Annotated in this window: 13 protein-coding genes; 6 read left to right on the forward strand and 7 right to left on the reverse strand. The window is 53.0% G+C overall.

The window, feature by feature from the left end; all coding sequences use genetic code 11:
- Positions 1-235: 235 nt before the first annotated feature.
- The 5 genes from serS to lrp all read right to left on the reverse strand — a co-directional run bounded on the left by serS (position 236) and on the right by lrp (position 7,769).
- Entirely contained in the window at positions 236-1,528 is a 1,293-nt protein-coding gene (gene serS, locus IB226_RS07935; protein WP_101760965.1) for a serine--tRNA ligase, read from the reverse strand.
- A 99-nt stretch (positions 1,529-1,627) separates the two neighbouring features.
- A complete protein-coding gene (locus IB226_RS07940; protein WP_110865839.1) occupies positions 1,628-2,974 on the reverse strand; it encodes a replication-associated recombination protein A in 1,347 nt (448 codons plus the stop codon).
- 7 nt (positions 2,975-2,981) lie between these two features.
- A complete protein-coding gene (gene lolA, locus IB226_RS07945) occupies positions 2,982-3,593 on the reverse strand; it encodes an outer membrane lipoprotein chaperone LolA (protein WP_008102417.1) in 612 nt (203 codons plus the stop codon).
- Between the two features lie 175 nt (positions 3,594-3,768).
- Positions 3,769-7,155 carry a DNA translocase FtsK 4TM domain-containing protein gene (locus tag IB226_RS07950; protein WP_192234421.1) on the reverse strand — a complete coding sequence of 1,129 codons (3,387 nt, stop codon included), beginning with the start codon at positions 7,153-7,155 and terminating at the stop codon, positions 3,769-3,771.
- Positions 7,156-7,274: 119 nt separating this feature from the next.
- Positions 7,275-7,769, reverse strand: a complete 495-nt coding sequence (lrp, locus tag IB226_RS07955; RefSeq protein ID WP_006118610.1) for a leucine-responsive transcriptional regulator Lrp — start codon at positions 7,767-7,769, stop codon at positions 7,275-7,277.
- A gap of 522 nt (positions 7,770-8,291) precedes the next feature.
- Here lrp and trxB point away from each other — a divergent pair.
- The 5 genes from trxB to infA all read left to right on the forward strand — a co-directional run bounded on the left by trxB (position 8,292) and on the right by infA (position 14,193).
- Positions 8,292-9,257 carry a thioredoxin-disulfide reductase gene (gene trxB, locus IB226_RS07960; RefSeq protein WP_061717155.1) on the forward strand — a complete coding sequence of 322 codons (966 nt, stop codon included), beginning with the start codon at positions 8,292-8,294 and terminating at the stop codon, positions 9,255-9,257.
- 145 nt (positions 9,258-9,402) lie between these two features.
- On the forward strand, positions 9,403-11,172 hold the full coding sequence (cydD, locus tag IB226_RS07965) for a cysteine/glutathione ABC transporter permease/ATP-binding protein CydD (protein ID WP_192234423.1): 1,770 nt from the start codon (positions 9,403-9,405) through the stop codon (positions 11,170-11,172).
- On the forward strand, positions 11,172-12,902 hold the full coding sequence (cydC, locus tag IB226_RS07970; protein ID WP_192234425.1) for a cysteine/glutathione ABC transporter ATP-binding protein/permease CydC: 1,731 nt from the start codon (positions 11,172-11,174) through the stop codon (positions 12,900-12,902). The genes cydD and cydC overlap by 1 nt, the downstream gene beginning before the upstream one ends.
- Positions 12,903-12,935: 33 nt before the next feature.
- Entirely contained in the window at positions 12,936-13,628 is a 693-nt protein-coding gene (aat, locus tag IB226_RS07975) for a leucyl/phenylalanyl-tRNA--protein transferase (protein ID WP_192234427.1), read from the forward strand.
- Between the two features lie 346 nt (positions 13,629-13,974).
- The gene (gene infA / locus IB226_RS07980) at positions 13,975-14,193 is read left to right on the forward strand and encodes a translation initiation factor IF-1 (RefSeq protein WP_002211347.1); all 219 of its coding nucleotides are present in this window, start codon (positions 13,975-13,977) and stop codon (positions 14,191-14,193) included.
- Positions 14,194-14,282: 89 nt separating this feature from the next.
- On the opposite strand, the gene clpA is transcribed toward infA, so the two are convergent.
- Positions 14,283-16,562 (reverse strand): ATP-dependent Clp protease ATP-binding subunit ClpA, encoded by a 2,280-nt coding sequence (gene clpA, locus IB226_RS07985; protein ID WP_064740732.1) that lies wholly within the window; start codon positions 16,560-16,562, stop codon positions 14,283-14,285.
- A gap of 55 nt (positions 16,563-16,617) precedes the next feature.
- Positions 16,618-16,938, reverse strand: coding sequence for an ATP-dependent Clp protease adapter ClpS (clpS, locus tag IB226_RS07990; RefSeq protein WP_007887621.1), 321 nt, complete (start codon positions 16,936-16,938; stop codon positions 16,618-16,620).
- Between the two features lie 323 nt (positions 16,939-17,261).
- Between clpS and cspD the strand changes: the two genes are divergently transcribed.
- Positions 17,262-17,489 (forward strand): cold shock-like protein CspD, encoded by a 228-nt coding sequence (cspD, locus tag IB226_RS07995; RefSeq protein ID WP_007887624.1) that lies wholly within the window; start codon positions 17,262-17,264, stop codon positions 17,487-17,489.
- Positions 17,490-17,494: the final 5 nt, after the last annotated feature.

The raw sequence follows: 17,494 nt of genomic DNA on the forward strand, positions 1-17,494 counted from the left end.
CGTCGCCGCACGATTTGCTGCGGAACAATTTATTTTTTTTATCTTCAGAGGGTTAGAGGCATGAGGAGGGATACAAGTCTGGCATCTATCTATTTGAATTTACGATTTTTAATGATTAATAGCCATTTATTGTCGATAACGTTTATTTCTTATTAATTCCGACTAAAAAATAATTATTTTGCCGCTTAAGAAACAAAAAACCCGGCATTGCCGGGTTTATATAATTGCGCGTTGATTAGCCAACGAATTCCAGTCCGCCCATATAAGGACGAAGTACTTCTGGCACTTCAATGCGGCCATCTGCTTGCTGATAGTTTTCAAGCACAGCCACCAGAGTACGACCCACCGCCAGACCAGAACCGTTCAGCGTGTGCACCAAACGCGGTTTCTTGTCGGTTTTGCTACGGCAGCGCGCCTGCATACGACGAGCCTGGAAATCACCCATGTTGGAGCAAGAGGAGATTTCACGATAGGTGTCCTGTGCTGGCAGCCAAACTTCCAGGTCGTAGGTCTTGGAAGAGCCAAAGCCCATATCGCCGGTGCAAAGCAGCACTTTACGGTATGGCAGATTGAGCAACTGAAGCACTTTCTCTGCATGGCCCACCAACTCTTCCAGTGCATCCATGGAGGTTTCAGGCGCCACAATCTGCACCATTTCCACTTTATCGAACTGGTGCATACGGATTAAACCACGCGTATCGCGCCCGTACGAACCGGCTTCAGAACGGAAGCATGGCGTGTGCGCAGCAAGTTTGAGCGGCAAAGATTCTTCTTCAACGATCTCATCACGCACCAGATTGGTCAGCGGCACTTCAGCGGTAGGGATCAGCGCATAGTTGCTGCTACCCGCTTCTTCGCCCAGCGGCTTAGTATGGAACAAATCTTCACCAAACTTCGGCAGCTGTCCGGTGCCATACAACGTTTCCTGATTCACCAGATACGGAACATAGGTTTCAAGATAACCGTGCTGCTGCGTATGCAGATCAAGCATAAACTGGCTAAGCGCACGGTGCAGACGCGCAATCTGGCCCTGCATTACAATGAAACGTGAACCCGTCAGTTTCACCGCGGCGGCAAAGTCCAGACCTTTGGCGGCTTCACCCAGCTCAACATGATCTTTCACCGGGAAATCGAACTGGCGCGGCTGGCCCCAGCGGCTGACTTCCTGGTTCTCGCTGTCATCTTTACCCAACGGGACTTCGTCAACCGGGAGGTTTGGCAATGCGAGGGCAAAGTCACGAATTTCGTTCTGCAGGGCATCCAGTTCTGCTTTAGCCGCATCCAGGCGTTCGCCCAGCGCGTTCACTTCCTGACGCAGCGGCTCGATGTCTTCCCCACGTGCTTTGGCCTGACCGATGGATTTGGATCGGGAATTACGCTCAGCCTGCAGATTTTCGGTTTCTACCTGCAAGACTTTACGACGCTCTTCAAGCGAACGTAAGGTTTCCACATCCAGTTTAAATCCTCGGCGTGCCAGTTTTTCTGCGACTGCGTCTGGCTCGTTACGCAGCAGGTTGGGATCGAGCATGCTAATCCTGTGTAATAAAAGGTTGATTGAACGAATGGCGGGACTTGCATCCCTATGGAATGCAATGAAATCCTTGCTCACCTTACCGTAAGGTGTTTATCAGCGGTAGCGTTTTATCGGGCTATTTTGATCCTGCTCAGCCAGCCAGGCGAGTTTTTCGCCAATTTTCCCTTCGAGCCCGCGATTAGTCGGTTGATAGTAGCGCGTCTGCGCCATTTCAGGCGGGAAATAGACTTCGCCAGCGGCATAGGCGTTAGTCTCGTCGTGCGCATAACGATACTCTTTGCCCAGCCCCATCTCTTTCATCAATTTGGTAGGGGCGTTGCGTAAATGTTCCGGCACATCGTAGTCAGGAAATTCGCGCGCATCGCGCATCGCGGCTTTGAAAGCGGTGTAAACGGCATTACTTTTGGGTGCGCTGGCAAGGTAGACAATCGCCTGGGCAATCGCCCTTTCGCCTTCGGCTGGACCGACGCGCGTAAAGCAATCCCAGGCCGCTAGCGCAACCTGCATGCCGCGCGGATCGGCGTTACCCACATCTTCCGAGGCGATAGCCAGCAAACGGCGTGCGACATACAGCGGATCGCCGCCGGCGGTGATGATTCTTGCATACCAGTAAAGTGCCGCATCAGGTGCTGAACCGCGAACAGACTTGTGCAGAGCGGAGATCAGATCGTAGAAACGATCGCCTTTGTTATCAAAACGCGCCGCTCTTTCACCGGAAACTTCGTTGAGTAATTGTGGCGTTAATTCACGCTGGCCTTCGGCATTGCTTTCAGCCATATCCGCCATCATTTCCAGCGTATTCAATGCCCGACGCGCATCACCGTTAACCAGTTCCGCTATCATACGGCGCGTATTATCCGGCAGCACAATATCGCTTTTGCCATAACCGCGTTCGTCATCCTGCATCGCCTGCAGCAGAACCTGTTCAATATCAGCAGTGGTAAGAGACTTGAGTAAATATACGCGGGCACGGGATAGCAGCGCGGAATTGAGTTCAAACGAGGGATTTTCAGTGGTGGCACCAATAAACGTAATGGTGCCATCTTCAATATGCGGCAGGAAAGCATCCTGCTGACTTTTGTTAAAGCGATGGACTTCGTCGACAAACAGGATGGTGCGTCGACCCACCTGACGATTTTGTCGGGCACGCTCGATCGCTTCACGAATCTCTTTCACGCCAGAAGTGACAGCAGAAATGCGCTCAACATCAGCTTTACCGTAATGGGCGATAATCTCGGCTAATGTCGTTTTCCCTGTCCCAGGCGGTCCCCACAAAATCATCGAATGCAGATGCCCGGCCTCAATGGCGCGCGGCAGCGGTTTACCGGGCGCCAGCAAATGCTGTTGCCCAATGTAGTGTTGCAGCGTCGCCGGCCGCATACGAGCGGCCAGCGGCTGAAACTCATTCGATGGAGCGAAATCCAGAGACAGGTTACTCACCGTGACCTCACTGACGTTGATCGTCCACCGTTACCCCTTTTGGCGGCGTAAAGGTGAATTTGTCTGGGCTAATAGCGCCGTTGTTTTGGCTCTTCAGCTGATAATCGCTGTGCTGACCATCTTGCTCAATCGCGCTGAACTTATTGATGGTGCCAGACGATGTCACATTGATGGTGAACTGCTTGAGGTTGCCATCACTGCTCTTCGGCGTTAGCTCAAAATTATCGCCCTGCTGCTTGATGTTGTACTGTTTCCAGTCGCTTGGCTGGTTACGCGCAATCAGCATAAACGGCGTATTACTGGCTGCATTTTGCAACAGGCTAACGCTGGCTTGTTCAACGAAGGGATTGTAGAACCACAGATTTTTGCCATCAGAAATAATTACGCTTTCATCCGGCGCGGTCATGTGCCAGTTAAACAAGCTTGGGCGCTTCACCCACAGCTCGCCTTCACCATCCTGCACGTTGGCGCCGCTGCCATCGGTCACTTTCTGACTGAAGCTGGCATGGAAGCTGTTCACTTTATTAAGACGCTGTTGCAGATCGCTGGACGCATCCGCCAATACTGATGCGGAAACAAAACTGGCCAACAGGCCACAGGCAATAACGCGTAATTTCATCTGATTCGATTCCTTATTCATTGTTTCCCGACACTTACAGCATTAAACGTAGTTGCCATCCTGTCTCTTCGACAGGAGAAAAAGCCGAAAGCTCCCGAAGATATGGGGATCGACCAACAGATAAACAATGGGCCAGTGTTAACTGGCCCATAAGCAGACAACTGCACGCGATAAATTACATCTCGTGTGGCGGCGGCGAAAGCACTTCGCGGTTGCCGTTATGTCCCGGTTCAGAAACGATGCCCTGCGCTTCCATCTGCTCGATGATACGTGCGGCACGGTTATAACCGATACGGAACTGGCGCTGAACCCCAGAAATGGAGGCACGACGTTTTTCCACCACGAAAGAGACCGCCTGGTCAAACAGCGGATCCAGCTCTTCATCGCCCATCATTCCGCCAGCTGCACTCTCGCTCTCTTCACCAGCAGTAATGCTTTCGATGTATTGCGGGCGACCGCGTGCTTTCCAGTCCTGAACCACCGCATGCACTTCCTGATCGCGCACGAATGCACCATGCACACGTACAGGCATTGAGGAGTTTGGCGGCATGTACAGCATGTCACCCATCCCCAGCAGCGATTCTGCACCGCCCTGATCGAGGATGGTACGTGAGTCGATCTTGCTGGAAACGGTGAAGGCGATACGCGTCGGGATGTTGGCTTTGATCAGGCCGGTAATCACATCAACCGACGGACGCTGTGTCGCCAGCACCAGGTGAATACCCGCCGCTCGCGCTTTCTGAGCCAGACGAGCAATCAACTCTTCGACTTTCTTACCGACCGCCATCATCAGATCGGCAAATTCATCGACCAGCACCACGATATAAGGCAGTTTTTCCAGCACCGGCGGTGTGGTGTCCATGCTATCGCCCGGTTTCCAGAACGGATCCGGAATCGGTCGACCCATCGCGGCAGCCTGCTCAATCTTCTCGTTATAGCCGGCAAGATTACGCACGCCCAGCGCAGACATCAGTTTATAGCGACGCTCCATTTCACCAACACTCCAGCGCAGCGCGTTGGCCGCATCTTTCATGTCGGTAACCACTTCGGTCAGCAAATGAGGGATGCCTTCGTAGACTGACAGCTCGAGCATTTTCGGGTCGATCATGATAAAGCGCACTTCTTCCGGCGTGGCTTTATACAGCATGCTGATGATCATGGTGTTAACGCCCACTGATTTACCGGAACCGGTGGTACCGGCAACCAGCAAGTGCGGCATTTTCGCCAAATCAGCCACCACCGGCTGGCCAGCAATGTCTTTACCCAACACCACTGCAAGCGGTGACGGGTTTTCACGAAATTTAGGGCAATCCAGTACTTCGCGCAGATAAACGGTTTGACGATGTTTATTTGGCAGTTCAAGCCCGACGTAAGGCTTACCTGGAATCACTTCCACCACGCGCACTGCAACCGCAGACAGAGAACGCGCCAGGTCACGCGACAAGTTAGAAATACGGGAAGCTTTAACGCCTGGCGCTAAATCGAGCTCGAAGCGGGTAATAACCGGACCAGGTGAAATACCTACAACCTCCGCCTTTACTCGATAATCAGCCAGGCGTGCTTCAACCAGCCGCGCGGTTTGCTCCAGCGCAAACATATCCACCGGCTCTTCTTCTGCCGGTGGTGACGTGAGCAGATCCAGCGTGGGCAGCGGCGTAGAAGGTTTTTCCAGCGGCTGTTCATGGCGAACCAGGAACGGATGGAACAAGCTGTCCTGCACCGGCGCAGCAGGTTTCACTGGTGCAGGCGGCGCAGAATAAGCTTCCTGTTCCGGCGACGACCATGGGCTGGATTCAGCACTCAACGACGGCAATGGCGCTGGCTCCGGCGCAGCAGGTTGTTGCCACGGCGCGGGCTCTTCCGGCTCTGGCGATGCAGAAATAGTGAACAGTGGCTCGCTCGGGCTATCGTCGACCAAATCTTTCATTGGTGAAAAATCAAAGGCAGACGACGTATCCAGATTAAATACCGGTGCTTCCTTCACTTCAGGTTCGGTATAGCGTTGCTGCTGCTGATCGGCGAACTGACGTGCAAGTTGAGCCTGCTGCAATGCATCCCCATCATCAGGCTCAGACGCTTCCTGCCAGCTTTCACCGTAACGATTCTGCTGCTGCGACGCGAAGGCTTCACGCAACTGCGCCTCTTGCAGCTCAACATCCTGTTCCTGTGGAGGAACGCTGTAAGACGCAGTGACTTCTGGCTGTTGCTGCTCAGCATCTTTAGCCTGCTCTTCCGCCATACGCTGCGAAGGCAACTTAATGCCGTACGAAGCTAACTCACGTCGTGTTGGCAACTTAACTTTGTTTGGACGCGGCAACTCTGGACCAATGCCCTGCTTCACCTGCGGGTTGTAATCACGCTCAGGTACGATATCGAAGGCAGGTGAATAAGCAGCAGGTGATGTCGCTGCTTTGACTGCTCCAGCGGCAAGTGAAGCGGCGGCGAGACTGTTTAAAGGTGCAGAAGATGAAGCGGCATCCTGCCAGTTGCCCATGCTCGGGCCCTCATCATCATCAGCCGGCGAAAACGGTGAAGGTGCTGCTTCACCTGGCATCTCGAAACGATAGAGCGGAGCAGAAGGCTGCGCGATTGGTTGTTGCGCTGCAGCAACAGGCTGAGGAGCCGGAGTCGACTGAGCCGTGGCTTCGGCAACGCGTGGCATTGCGTCGGGTTCGGCAGATGCGGCTGGAGCAGGCTGCATAGCAGCTGGAGTTTGCTGTGCAGCTTGCGTAGTAACCGCAATTGCAGCGGCAGTTGCCGCACTCGCCTTCGCCAGCAGCGGATCGTCGCCCAACTCCGCAGCAACCGGTTCGCTCACCTTGCGCGGTTTAGCTAACAAGACATCATCGTCGTCATTAACGGAGTGTGCAGCATGCATTGGAGGCGACACCTCATCAGCAAGCTCTTCGTCGTCGTATTCTTCTTCCTGCCAGGGTTCGTCATGTCGTGAACGGTTGCTGGCAAAGGTCAGAACACCCATCACCACGCCGCCGATCTTCTCGGCAATCGTCAGCCATGACCATCCGGTGTAAAGCGTGATGCCGGCAGCCCAGACGCACAGCAGCGTCAAGGTGCCGCCAGCCGAACTGAACCACGGCGCCATCGCATTGCTGACCAGGCTGCCGATTACGCCGCCGGAAGCAAAATACCAGATGTCATCTACGTTGAGCGCCGCCAGACCACAGGTCGTTACCACCAAGGCCAGCACGCCAATCAGGCGTAAACCAACGGCAAAGTAGTCGATGTAATCCTGACGATCGCGTTGGCGGAAGGTGATCCAACATAGACCAATAATGACGGGAGGAATGGCGTAGGCCATCACGCCAAAGATGAACAATAGCGTATCGGCCAGCCATGCGCCGACGCTACCACCCAGATTATGGATAGGTTCGTGCCATGCGGTTTGTGACCAGCTTGGATCTGACGGGTTAAAACTAACCAGCGACACCATCAAATAGATGGCGAACAAGGCCACAAGAATGAGCAACGCTTCCAGCAGACGACGTCCACTGCTCAGCGGTTGTAACGAAACATCTTTATCTTCTGTATATTCCTGGCTCAAGAGAACTCTCCAGGTGCCTGTAAATTAAGAAGGCAACAACGTCGGGCATGCCCGACGCTGGTCCTGTATGAATTCACAGGAGTGTACCGAAATCCTGCAAGCTTTGCACCTGCCCTGCACTACCGGGTTTTGATCACCAGACGATTGCTCTGTTTGACCTCTTCCATCACCACGTAAGTACGGGTGTCGTTTACGCCCGGCAGACGCAGCAAGGTCTCACCCAGCAGTTTACGATAGGCGGACATATCCGGTACGCGGGTTTTCAGCAGGTAGTCAAAATCACCAGAAACGAGGTGACATTCTTGAGTTTCCTCAAGTTTTTGCACGGCGGCGTTAAATTGTTCAAACACATCTGGCGCACCACGATTCAGAGTAATCTCAACGAAAACCAGCAGTGAAGCATCCAGATAATGCGGGTTGAGCTGCGCGGTGTAGCCCAGAATGAAGCCTTGACGCTCGAGGCGGCGCACGCGCTCAAGACATGGAGTTGGCGATAATCCAACACGTTTGGAAAGCTCGACATTAGAAATTCGACCGTCTTTCTGCAGTTCATTCAGAATATTTCTGTCGATACGATCTAAATCTTTTCCGGGGCGTTTCTTATTGTCTACCATTATTATTGTCTCTCTTAATTCCTTCCCTTTACCTGCCACACCCTGAAAACGCTCATTGTTCAGGGCCTTACTGAAGTGAAGACCATAAGCCTGTGCAGTAACGCGTCCATCCGTATGACGCATGTTGTCTGTCCACATCATGCGTCACTACCAATGTCAGGCTGAGTTTATTCGGCTAAACAGCCCAAAACAGAAATGAAATTCTGTTTTGAATCGCTAAATATTCTCTGCTTCTCCCAATGTTTTCGCAAAAGCGCAGGCGATTGTCAAAGTAAAACATCCAAATTCAGTACAAGATGCCAGATAGAGTTCTGGGTTGCTGTTTTTAAATGAGAATTTTTATGCTGCTGCACCACTAATTGCCGAGCATTGCCCCCTTTTGGCGCAACGCGCGTGCAAAAGTTGCACTCATCGTCTACGCCGCTCGCAGTGATTGTTAACAAAATTGCTGGAGCCTTTTTTTGCGGCGTTAATTTCCCTACAATCAAAAACTATGTTGTCAGAAAAAAAATTGAGGAACGCATGAGTACGGCCAAACACAGTAAGCTGCTCATTCTGGGCTCCGGCCCTGCCGGTTATACTGCTGCAGTATATGCAGCGCGCGCTAACCTGAATCCGGTGTTAATTACCGGACTGGAGAAAGGAGGTCAGCTCACCACCACCACCGAAGTGGAGAACTGGCCAGGCGATGCAAACGATCTGACCGGTCCAGCGTTGATGGAGCGCATGCAGGAGCATGCAGAGAAATTCAACACCGAGATCATTTTTGACCACATTCATACCGTCGATTTGCAGAACCGTCCGTTCCGTCTGGTCGGCGACAGCGGTGAATACACTGCTGATGCGTTGATCATCGCCACTGGCGCATCGGCACGTTATCTCGGCTTGCCATCAGAAGAAGCGTTCAAAGGCAAAGGCGTCTCTGCTTGTGCGACCTGCGACGGCTTCTTCTACCGCAATCAGAAAGTTGCCGTCATTGGTGGCGGTAACACTGCCGTTGAAGAAGCGCTTTATCTGGCTAACATTGCTGCAGAAGTGCATCTGATTCACCGTCGCGACAGCTTCCGCGCTGAGAAAATCCTTATTGACCGTCTGATGGAAAAAGTGCGCAATGGCAACATCGTGCTGCACACCGACCGCACGCTGGATGAAGTGGTTGGCGATCAAATGGGCGTGACGGGCTTGAAACTGCTGTCTACCAAAGGTGAAGCGGCTGAATCACTGGACGTCGCTGGTTTGTTTGTCGCCATCGGCCACAGTCCAAATACCGCAATTTTTGATGGTCAGCTGGATTTGGAGAATGGCTACATCAAAGTGCAGTCTGGTTTGCACGGCAACGCCACGCAAACCAGCATCCCAGGCGTGTTCGCTGCCGGCGATGTGATGGATCATATTTATCGTCAGGCCATTACCTCTGCCGGTACCGGCTGTATGGCGGCGTTGGATGCGGAACGCTTCCTCGATGGACTGGTTAAAAACGATAAGTAAGTTGTTAATAACCTGATCATAATCGCTAAAAGGCGGCCAGTTTTGGTCGCCTTTTTTGTTACCTGCGTGCTACAGTTCACGCGCCCGATATTGCTGGGTTTTCATCCGGGATTCACATCTCTTTTGAGTTACCAAACGGCATCGCATGAACAAATCACGGCAACAAGAACTTCTCCGCTGGCTCCGTCAGCAACGTAATCACGGTGCGCGCAACTTACGTGCGGCTTCGCTGCTGGGTTTTGCTGGCGCATTGGTCATTATCGCCCAAGCCTGGTTACTGGCTTCGCTGCTGCAAAATCTGCTTGTCGCGCAGCAACCGCGCGCATCACTGCTCACCGATTTTCTGTTGCTGCTGCTATGCTTTGTTTTGCGCGCCGGATTGCATTACGCCCGCGAAATGGCAGGACATCGCGCCGGCGTTGCCATTCGCCGTGCGCTGCGTCAGCAGGTTCTGGATCGACTCAATGTGCTCGGTCCCGCCTGGATTCAAGGTAAGCCAGCAGGCAGTTGGGCTACGCTGCTGCTCGAACAAATTGAAGAGATGCAGGAATACTACGCGCGTTATCTGCCTCAGATGTCGCTGGCACTCTTTATTCCGTTAGCCATATTGATCGCCATTTTTCCAATTAACTGGGCGGCGGGATTGATTCTGCTGGTCACCGCGCCACTGATTCCCCTATTTATGGCGATGGTTGGCATGGGCGCTGCAGATGCCAATCGCCGCAACTTTGTTGCTCTCGCCCGGCTAAGTGGTGATTTTTACGATCGTCTGCGTGGACGTGAAACGCTGCGCCTGTTCTATCGCGCTGCGGCAGAGCAAGAAGCGATTGCCGCCAGCACCACCGATTTTCGGCAACGCACTATGGAAGTATTGCGCCTGGCGTTTCTCTCATCTGCCGTGCTGGAATTTTTTGCCTCACTGGCGATTGCTGTCGTCGCGGTCTATTTCGGTTTCTCTTATCTCGGCGAACTGAATTTTGGTCATTACAGCACCGGCGTAACGCTGTTTGCTGGTTTCCTGGCACTTATTCTGGCGCCTGAATTTTTCCAGCCGTTGCGCGACTTAGGCACCTTTTATCACGCCAAAGCGCAAGCGATTGGCGGAGCTGATGCGCTGGACCAGTTTCTACGCGAAAGTCCCGATCCACACGAAGAGCACGCTTCTCGCGAGCTTTCTCTTACTGCACCGCTGCATATTCAGGCTCAGAATTTGGTGGTCATGACTGCTGGCGGTGAAGCGCTCTCTCAATCGCTCAATTTCACTCTCGATACTGGTAGTCGTGTGGCGCTGGTAGGACAAAGCGGTGCAGGCAAAACCGCGCTGATGAACGTCTTGCTGGGTTTCCTGCCTTATCAAGGTTCACTGCAGGTTAATGGGCAGGAGCTGCGTGATATCAACCGCGATAGCTGGCAACAATATATTGCCTGGGTTGGCCAAAATCCGCATTTACCCGCGCAAACGCTACGCGAAAACCTGCTGCTTAATAGCCTCATTGATGACGCGACGCTCATGTCGGTTCTGCAGCGCGCGGGCGTTGACGAGTTTTTAGGTCGTCTGCCAAACGGATTAGATACTCTTTTAGGCGATGGCGGCGTGGGGCTTTCCGTCGGTCAGGCGCAGCGTATTGCCGTGGCGCGTGCGCTGCTTAAACCGGCACAACTGCTATTGCTTGATGAGCCCGGTTCTGGGCTGGATAGCCAAAGTGAGCAACATGTTATCCGCGCACTGCAGCAGGCGGCCACCCAGCAGACCACGCTGATGATCACGCATCAACTCAACGAGCTCCCTAGCTGGGATGAAGTGTGGGTGATGCAGGCCGGGCAACTGGTGCAACAAGGTCCCTGGCAGCAGCTGATTGAACAAGATGGACCTTTGCGTGAAATGGCGCAGCATCGTCAGAAGGAGATCGCATAATGAATAATTTGTTGCCTTTCCTGCGTCTGTTTAGCCGTCATCCATGGCGTTTGGGACTTGGCATTATTCTCGCCATTATCACTTTGCTTGCCAGTATCGGATTGCTGACTTTATCCGGCTGGTTCCTTGCCGCCTCTTCGCTGGCGGGCGTAGCGGGACTTTATACGTTCAATTACATGTTGCCCGCTGCCGGCGTGCGCGGCGCGGCGATCACGCGCACGGCTGCACGTTATTTTGAGCGCCTGGTGAGCCACGATGCCACCTTCCGCGTGCTGCAACATTTGCGCGTATTCACCTTCAGCAAAGTCATCGCCCTATCGCCGGAACAGCTGGCTCGTTTTCGTCATGGCGAATTGCTCAACCGTTTTGTCAGCGACGTGGATACACTCGATCATCTTTACCTGCGTGTGATCTCGCCGTTAATCGGTGCAGCGGTGGTGATTGTGGTGGTCACCTGCGGTTTGGCGCTGCTGGATGTACCGTTAGCTTTGCTGCTCGGCGGTATGATGCTTTTGACGCTGTTGCTCATGCCGCCGCTGTTCTGGCGGCTTGGCACCTCAGCCGGACACAAAATCGCCCAGCATCAGGCCAACTGGCGCATGCAGTTGACGCACTGGATTACTGGCCTGTCTGAGCTGAAAATTTATGGTGCAGCACAACAGTGGCGCGACCAACTTGATAGCGATGAACAGAAGTGGCAACAGGCGCAACGCAGACAACATTGCCTGCAGGCGCTGGCGCAAAGTGTGTTGCTGGTCATCAGCGGCGCGACGGTTACGCTGTTGCTATGGATTTCCGCGAATGGCGTGGGTGGAAACAGTTCGCCGGGCGCATTGATCGCGCTGTTTGTGTTCTGCGGACTGGCGGCGTTTGAAGCGCTGGCCCCGGTTGCCGGAGCATTTCTGCCGCTGTCGCAGGTGACCAGCGCCGCTAAGCGGGTACAGGAAATCATTGAACAGCCCGCCGCGATCCGTTTTCCCAGCGCAAAAATCAGTAGCCCATCAGGTATCAGCCTGAAAATGGAAAACATCCGCTTCAGCTATCCGCAGCGCCCCGAACCGGTGTTGCAGAATTTTTCCCTATCGTTAAATGCAGGTGAGCATTTGGCGCTGCTCGGTCCAACCGGCTGCGGCAAATCCAGTCTGCTGGCGCTGATTACCCGCGGTTGGGAAGCGCAGCAAGGTTCAATTAGCCTCAACGATAGCGATCTCACCACCTGGGATGAAGCTTCATTGCGTCGCCGCATTAGCGTGGTAACACAGCGCGTGCATCTGTTCAGCCAAACGCTGCGCGACAATCTCCTGCTGGCAAAACCCGATGCCAGCGATGAGCAACTGGTTGATGCGTTGAACAAGGTAGGTCTGGCCCATCTCGCCGAACACAGCGAAGGATTGAATGCGTGGATGGGCGACGGCGGTCGACCGTTGTCCGGCGGCGAACTGCGTCGTCTGGCGATAGCACGAGCCCTGCTGCATGATGGCGATTTGTGGCTGCTGGATGAACCTACCGAAGGTTTGGATGCCAGCACCGAGCAGCAAATTCTGGCGTTATTGCAACACGTCACCCGCGGCAAGACGCTGATTATGGTGACGCATCGCTTAAGTGGTTTAGACGCCATGGACCGCATTTGCGTTATGGATCAGGGACAAATTATCGAATCCGGTTCGCACGCCGAATTAATCTCAAAAGCAGGCCGCTACTGGCGTTTCCATCAGCGCTTTACGCTATAGTCTTAGCCAACAGCCCTGAGTGTGATTGATGCAATGAGACTGATACAGCTTTCACGAGATTCATTAAATTTCCCACCACCGGAAATGGCGCTGCGCGAGCCCAATGGATTATTGGCGATGGGCGGCGATCTCTCCCCTGCCCGCCTGATGAATGCTTATCAGCAAGGCATTTTTCCGTGGTTTTCTCCTGGCGATCCGATTCTCTGGTGGTCGCCGAATCCCCGCGCGGTCATGCTGCCAGAATCTTTCCATCTCAGCCGCAGTATGGCGCGCTTCCATAAGCGCTCACCGTATCGCGTCACCATGAATCATGCGTTTCCGCAGGTGCTGGAAGGCTGCGCCAGCGGCCGTCAGGAAGGGACATGGATCACTTTCGAAGTGAAACGTGCGTGGTTGCGGTTGTACGAACTGGGCCATGCACATTCGATTGAAGTCTGGTGCGAACAGCAACTGGTCGGCGGGATGTATGGCCTGGCGCTGGGGCAAATTTTTTGCGGTGAATCGATGTTCAGTCGTCAGGAAAATGCCTCGAAAACAGCGCTCTGGGTGTTCGCACAACATTTTCAGGCGCATCAGGGCCGGCTGATTGATTGTCAGGTGCTGAATCCGCATACCGCGTCCCTCGGTGCGGTGGAAATTCCTCGCGTTGATTATCTGCAGTACGTGCAAACGCTGGCGTGGCAACCGGTTTCCGAGAGTTGCTGGCACACACAAACCCTTTTTTGACATCGGTCACCGATGTTTTGCACACAATTCCCGACAAAAGTGATACAATAAGCGAGTTTGGTATGTCGTCCGCGCTTCGCTGTGGCGAGCCGGAATTGCCAGGTTGGGAATCTCACACATTTCCCGAAGCTGTTTTGATTGTGCAACTGATGCCGATTGCTACAGATTCTTAGCCCGCTAATCCCCCGCAGACGTCAAAAAACACCCTAATTTATCCGTACTGCACGCGCAACGGCGCGACGCACGGCGAAGCGTTGGCAAAATCATCAACGGTTCTTTACATAAATCATGGAATTCGGCATTATCTTGCCGGTTCAACAGTTTGGTAGTACACCCAGAGGATTCGATGGCCAAAGAAGACAATATTGAAATGCAAGGTACCGTACTGGATACGTTACCGAACACCATGTTCCGCGTAGAGCTTGAAAACGGGCACGTGGTTACCGCTCATATCTCCGGTAAAATGCGCAAAAACTATATCCGCATCCTGACGGGCGACAAAGTGACTGTCGAGTTGACCCCGTACGACCTGAGCAAAGGCCGCATTGTCTTCCGTAGTCGCTAAGTAGATATTTCTATCTCGCGCTGATGGCACATACTTAGCGCAAAAAAAGGCCGGATTCGCATCCGGCCTTTTTCATATCTGCATAACGCTTAGTGTACAGTACCTTCGGTTTTACGTTTTTCCGCACTCAGGAAGTGGTAAGTAAGCTGGTTTTTATCTTTATCCAGCGCTACTGATACCGATCCACCATCAACCAGCGAACCAAAAAGCAGTTCATTCGCCAACGGTTTCTTCAGATTTTCCTGTACGGCACGTGCCATCGGACGCGCACCCATCGCTTTATCGTAGCCTTTATCAGCCAGCCAATCGCGCGCATCATCGCTAACTTCCAGCGATACGCCCTTCGCATCCAGCTGAGCCTGCAACTCGACGATAAACTTATCCACTACCTGATGAATCACTTCCTGAGACAGGTGACGGAACCAGATAATGTTGTCGAGACGGTTACGGAACTCTGGGGTGAAGATCTTTTTGATCTCTTCCATTGCGTCTGTGCTGTTGTCCTGATGAATCAGGCCAATCGACTTACGTTCAGTCTCACGCACACCGGCGTTGGTGGTCATCACCAGAACCACATTGCGGAAATCTGCTTTACGGCCGTTGTTATCGGTCAGCATACCGTTGTCCATTACCTGCAGCAGCAGGTTGAAGACATCCGGGTGCGCTTTCTCGATCTCATCCAACAGCACCACAGCGTGCGGATGTTTAATTACCGCATCAGTCAGCAAACCGCCCTGATCGAAGCCGACGTAGCCCGGAGGCGCACCAATCAAACGGCTAACGGTGTGACGCTCCATATATTCGGACATATCAAAACGCAGCAGCTCGATACCCAGCGCTTTTGCCAGTTGGACGGTAACCTCTGTTTTACCGACACCGGTTGGGCCCGCAAACAGGAAGGAACCGACCGGTTTACGATCCTGGCCCAAACCTGCACGGCTCATTTTGATCGCTTCAGTCAGTGCTTCAATCGCATTATCCTGACCAAATACCAGCATCTTCAGACGATCGCCGAGATTTTTCAGCGTATCACGATCGGTTTGTGACACGCTCTGCTCAGGAATACGCGCAATACGTGCCACCACCGTTTCAATATCCGAAACGTTAACGGTTTTCTTACGCTTGCTGACGGGCACCAGACGCGCACGCGCACCGGCTTCATCAATCACGTCAATCGCTTTATCCGGCAGATGACGATCGTTGATGTACTTCACCGCCAGCTCCACCGCCGCGCGCACCGCTTTGGCGGTATAACGCACGTCATGGTGCGCTTCGTACTTCGGTTTCAAGCCGTTAAGAATTTGCACGGTCTCTTCCACAGAAGGCTCGGTGATATCGATCTTCTGGAAACGACGCGCCAGCGCACGATCTTTCTCAAAAATGTTGCTGAATTCCTGATAGGTCGTTGAACCCATCACGCGAATTTTGCCGCTGGAGAGCAACGGTTTAATCAGGTTCGCCGCATCCACCTGACCACCCGATGCCGCACCGGCACCGATGATGGTATGAATTTCATCAATAAACAGGATGCTGTTACTGTCCTGCTCCAGCTGTTTCAACAGCGCTTTGAAGCGTTTTTCAAAATCACCACGGTATTTGGTACCCGCCAGCAGCGAACCGATGTCGAGTGAATAGATGGTGCACTCTTTCATCACTTCCGGTACGTCGCCCTGCACAATGCGCCAGGCAAGCCCTTCGGCAATCGCGGTTTTACCCACGCCCGATTCCCCCACCAGCAGCGGGTTATTCTTACGACGACGGCATAACACCTGAACAGTACGTTCCAGCTCTTTATCGCGGCCGATCAGCGGATCGATTCCGCCGACACGAGCAAGCTGATTAAGATTGGTGGTGAAGTTTTCCATACGATCCTCCCCGCCTGCTTGCTCTTCGTTAACCGGATTCTCCGCATTGTTCTGCGGCTGGCCGGGTTCGTCTTTACGCGTACCATGGGAGATGAAGTTCACCACATCGAGACGGCTCACTTCGTGTTTGCGCAGCAGATAAGCCGCTTGCGACTCCTGCTCGCTGAAAATCGCGACCAGCACGTTCGCGCCTGCGACTTCACTGCGACCGGAGGACTGGACGTGGAATACCGCGCGCTGCAGCACACGCTGGAAGCTGAGCGTAGGTTGGGTATCGCGCTCCTCTTCACTGGCAGGCAGCACCGGCGTGGTTTGTTCGATGAAGGCTTCGAGTTCCTGACGCAGAGCCACGATATCCACCGAACAGGCTTCCAGTGCCTCTCTGGCCGACGGGTTACTGAGCAATGCCAGCAACAGATGCTCGACGGTCATAAACTCATGACGGTGCTCGCGCGCTCTGGCGAAAGCCATGTTTAAACTGAGTTCCAGTTCTTGATTGAGCATTTGGCACCTCCCCCAATTATCGCTCTGACAACCTATCTCCTATATGGAGATGGCTTCAGGCTTTTTCTAGCGTACACAGCAACGGATGTTCATTATCTCGTGCGTAATTGTTCACCTGGGCTACTTTGGTCTCCGCCACTTCTGCAGTGAATACACCACAGATTGCTTTTCCATGGTAGTGAACTTTCAACATCAGCTGCGTTGCACGTTCAATATCATAAGAAAAGAACTTTTGCAGAACGTCAATAACAAATTCCATAGGTGTATAATCGTCATTATTCAGAATGACTTTATACATTGAAGGCGGCTTTAACCCTTCGCGTACTTTATCTTCGGCTAGATGTTCAAAATTAAGCCAGTCGTTTGTGTTTGCCATAATGTTCCGTCGAAATTCTGCGTTACGGTTGTGCACATCTCTGCGCCCATTCCTAAAGTTTAACATGCCTGTCAAGCCGGTTTTCAGTTGATAAAAACTGGCCCTAAAAGCACATGCGCGACCTGTATCACAAAATTTGCAATAGCGTTAACTGCCTCAAATTTTGATGAATTTATCCCCGTCCGCCAGGGCCGTTTGCTTGACGGTAAGGTCCGTTTCTCTACATTCTACTAACACAAGCTGATTGAGTTTTAAACAAACTCGACTCACAGCTTCGATGACCTCACCTACTTATCAAAATGTCTTGCGAGGGAAGTAAAAGCATGGAGACGGGTACAGTAAAATGGTTCAATAACGCCAAAGGCTTCGGATTTATCTGTCCGATTAGCGGCGGCGACGATATCTTCGCACACTACTCCACGATTCAGATGGAGGGATACAGAACGCTGAAAGCTGGCCAGCAGGTTCAGTTTGATGTCCATGAAGGACCAAAAGGCAATCATGCCAGCCTGATCGTGCCCTGTGAAGCCACGCAAGCCGCGGTCGCTTAACGCGC

This window comes from Pantoea sp. PNT03, assembly GCF_014852515.1.
GTDB classification, from domain to species: domain Bacteria; phylum Pseudomonadota; class Gammaproteobacteria; order Enterobacterales; family Enterobacteriaceae; genus Pantoea; species Pantoea leporis.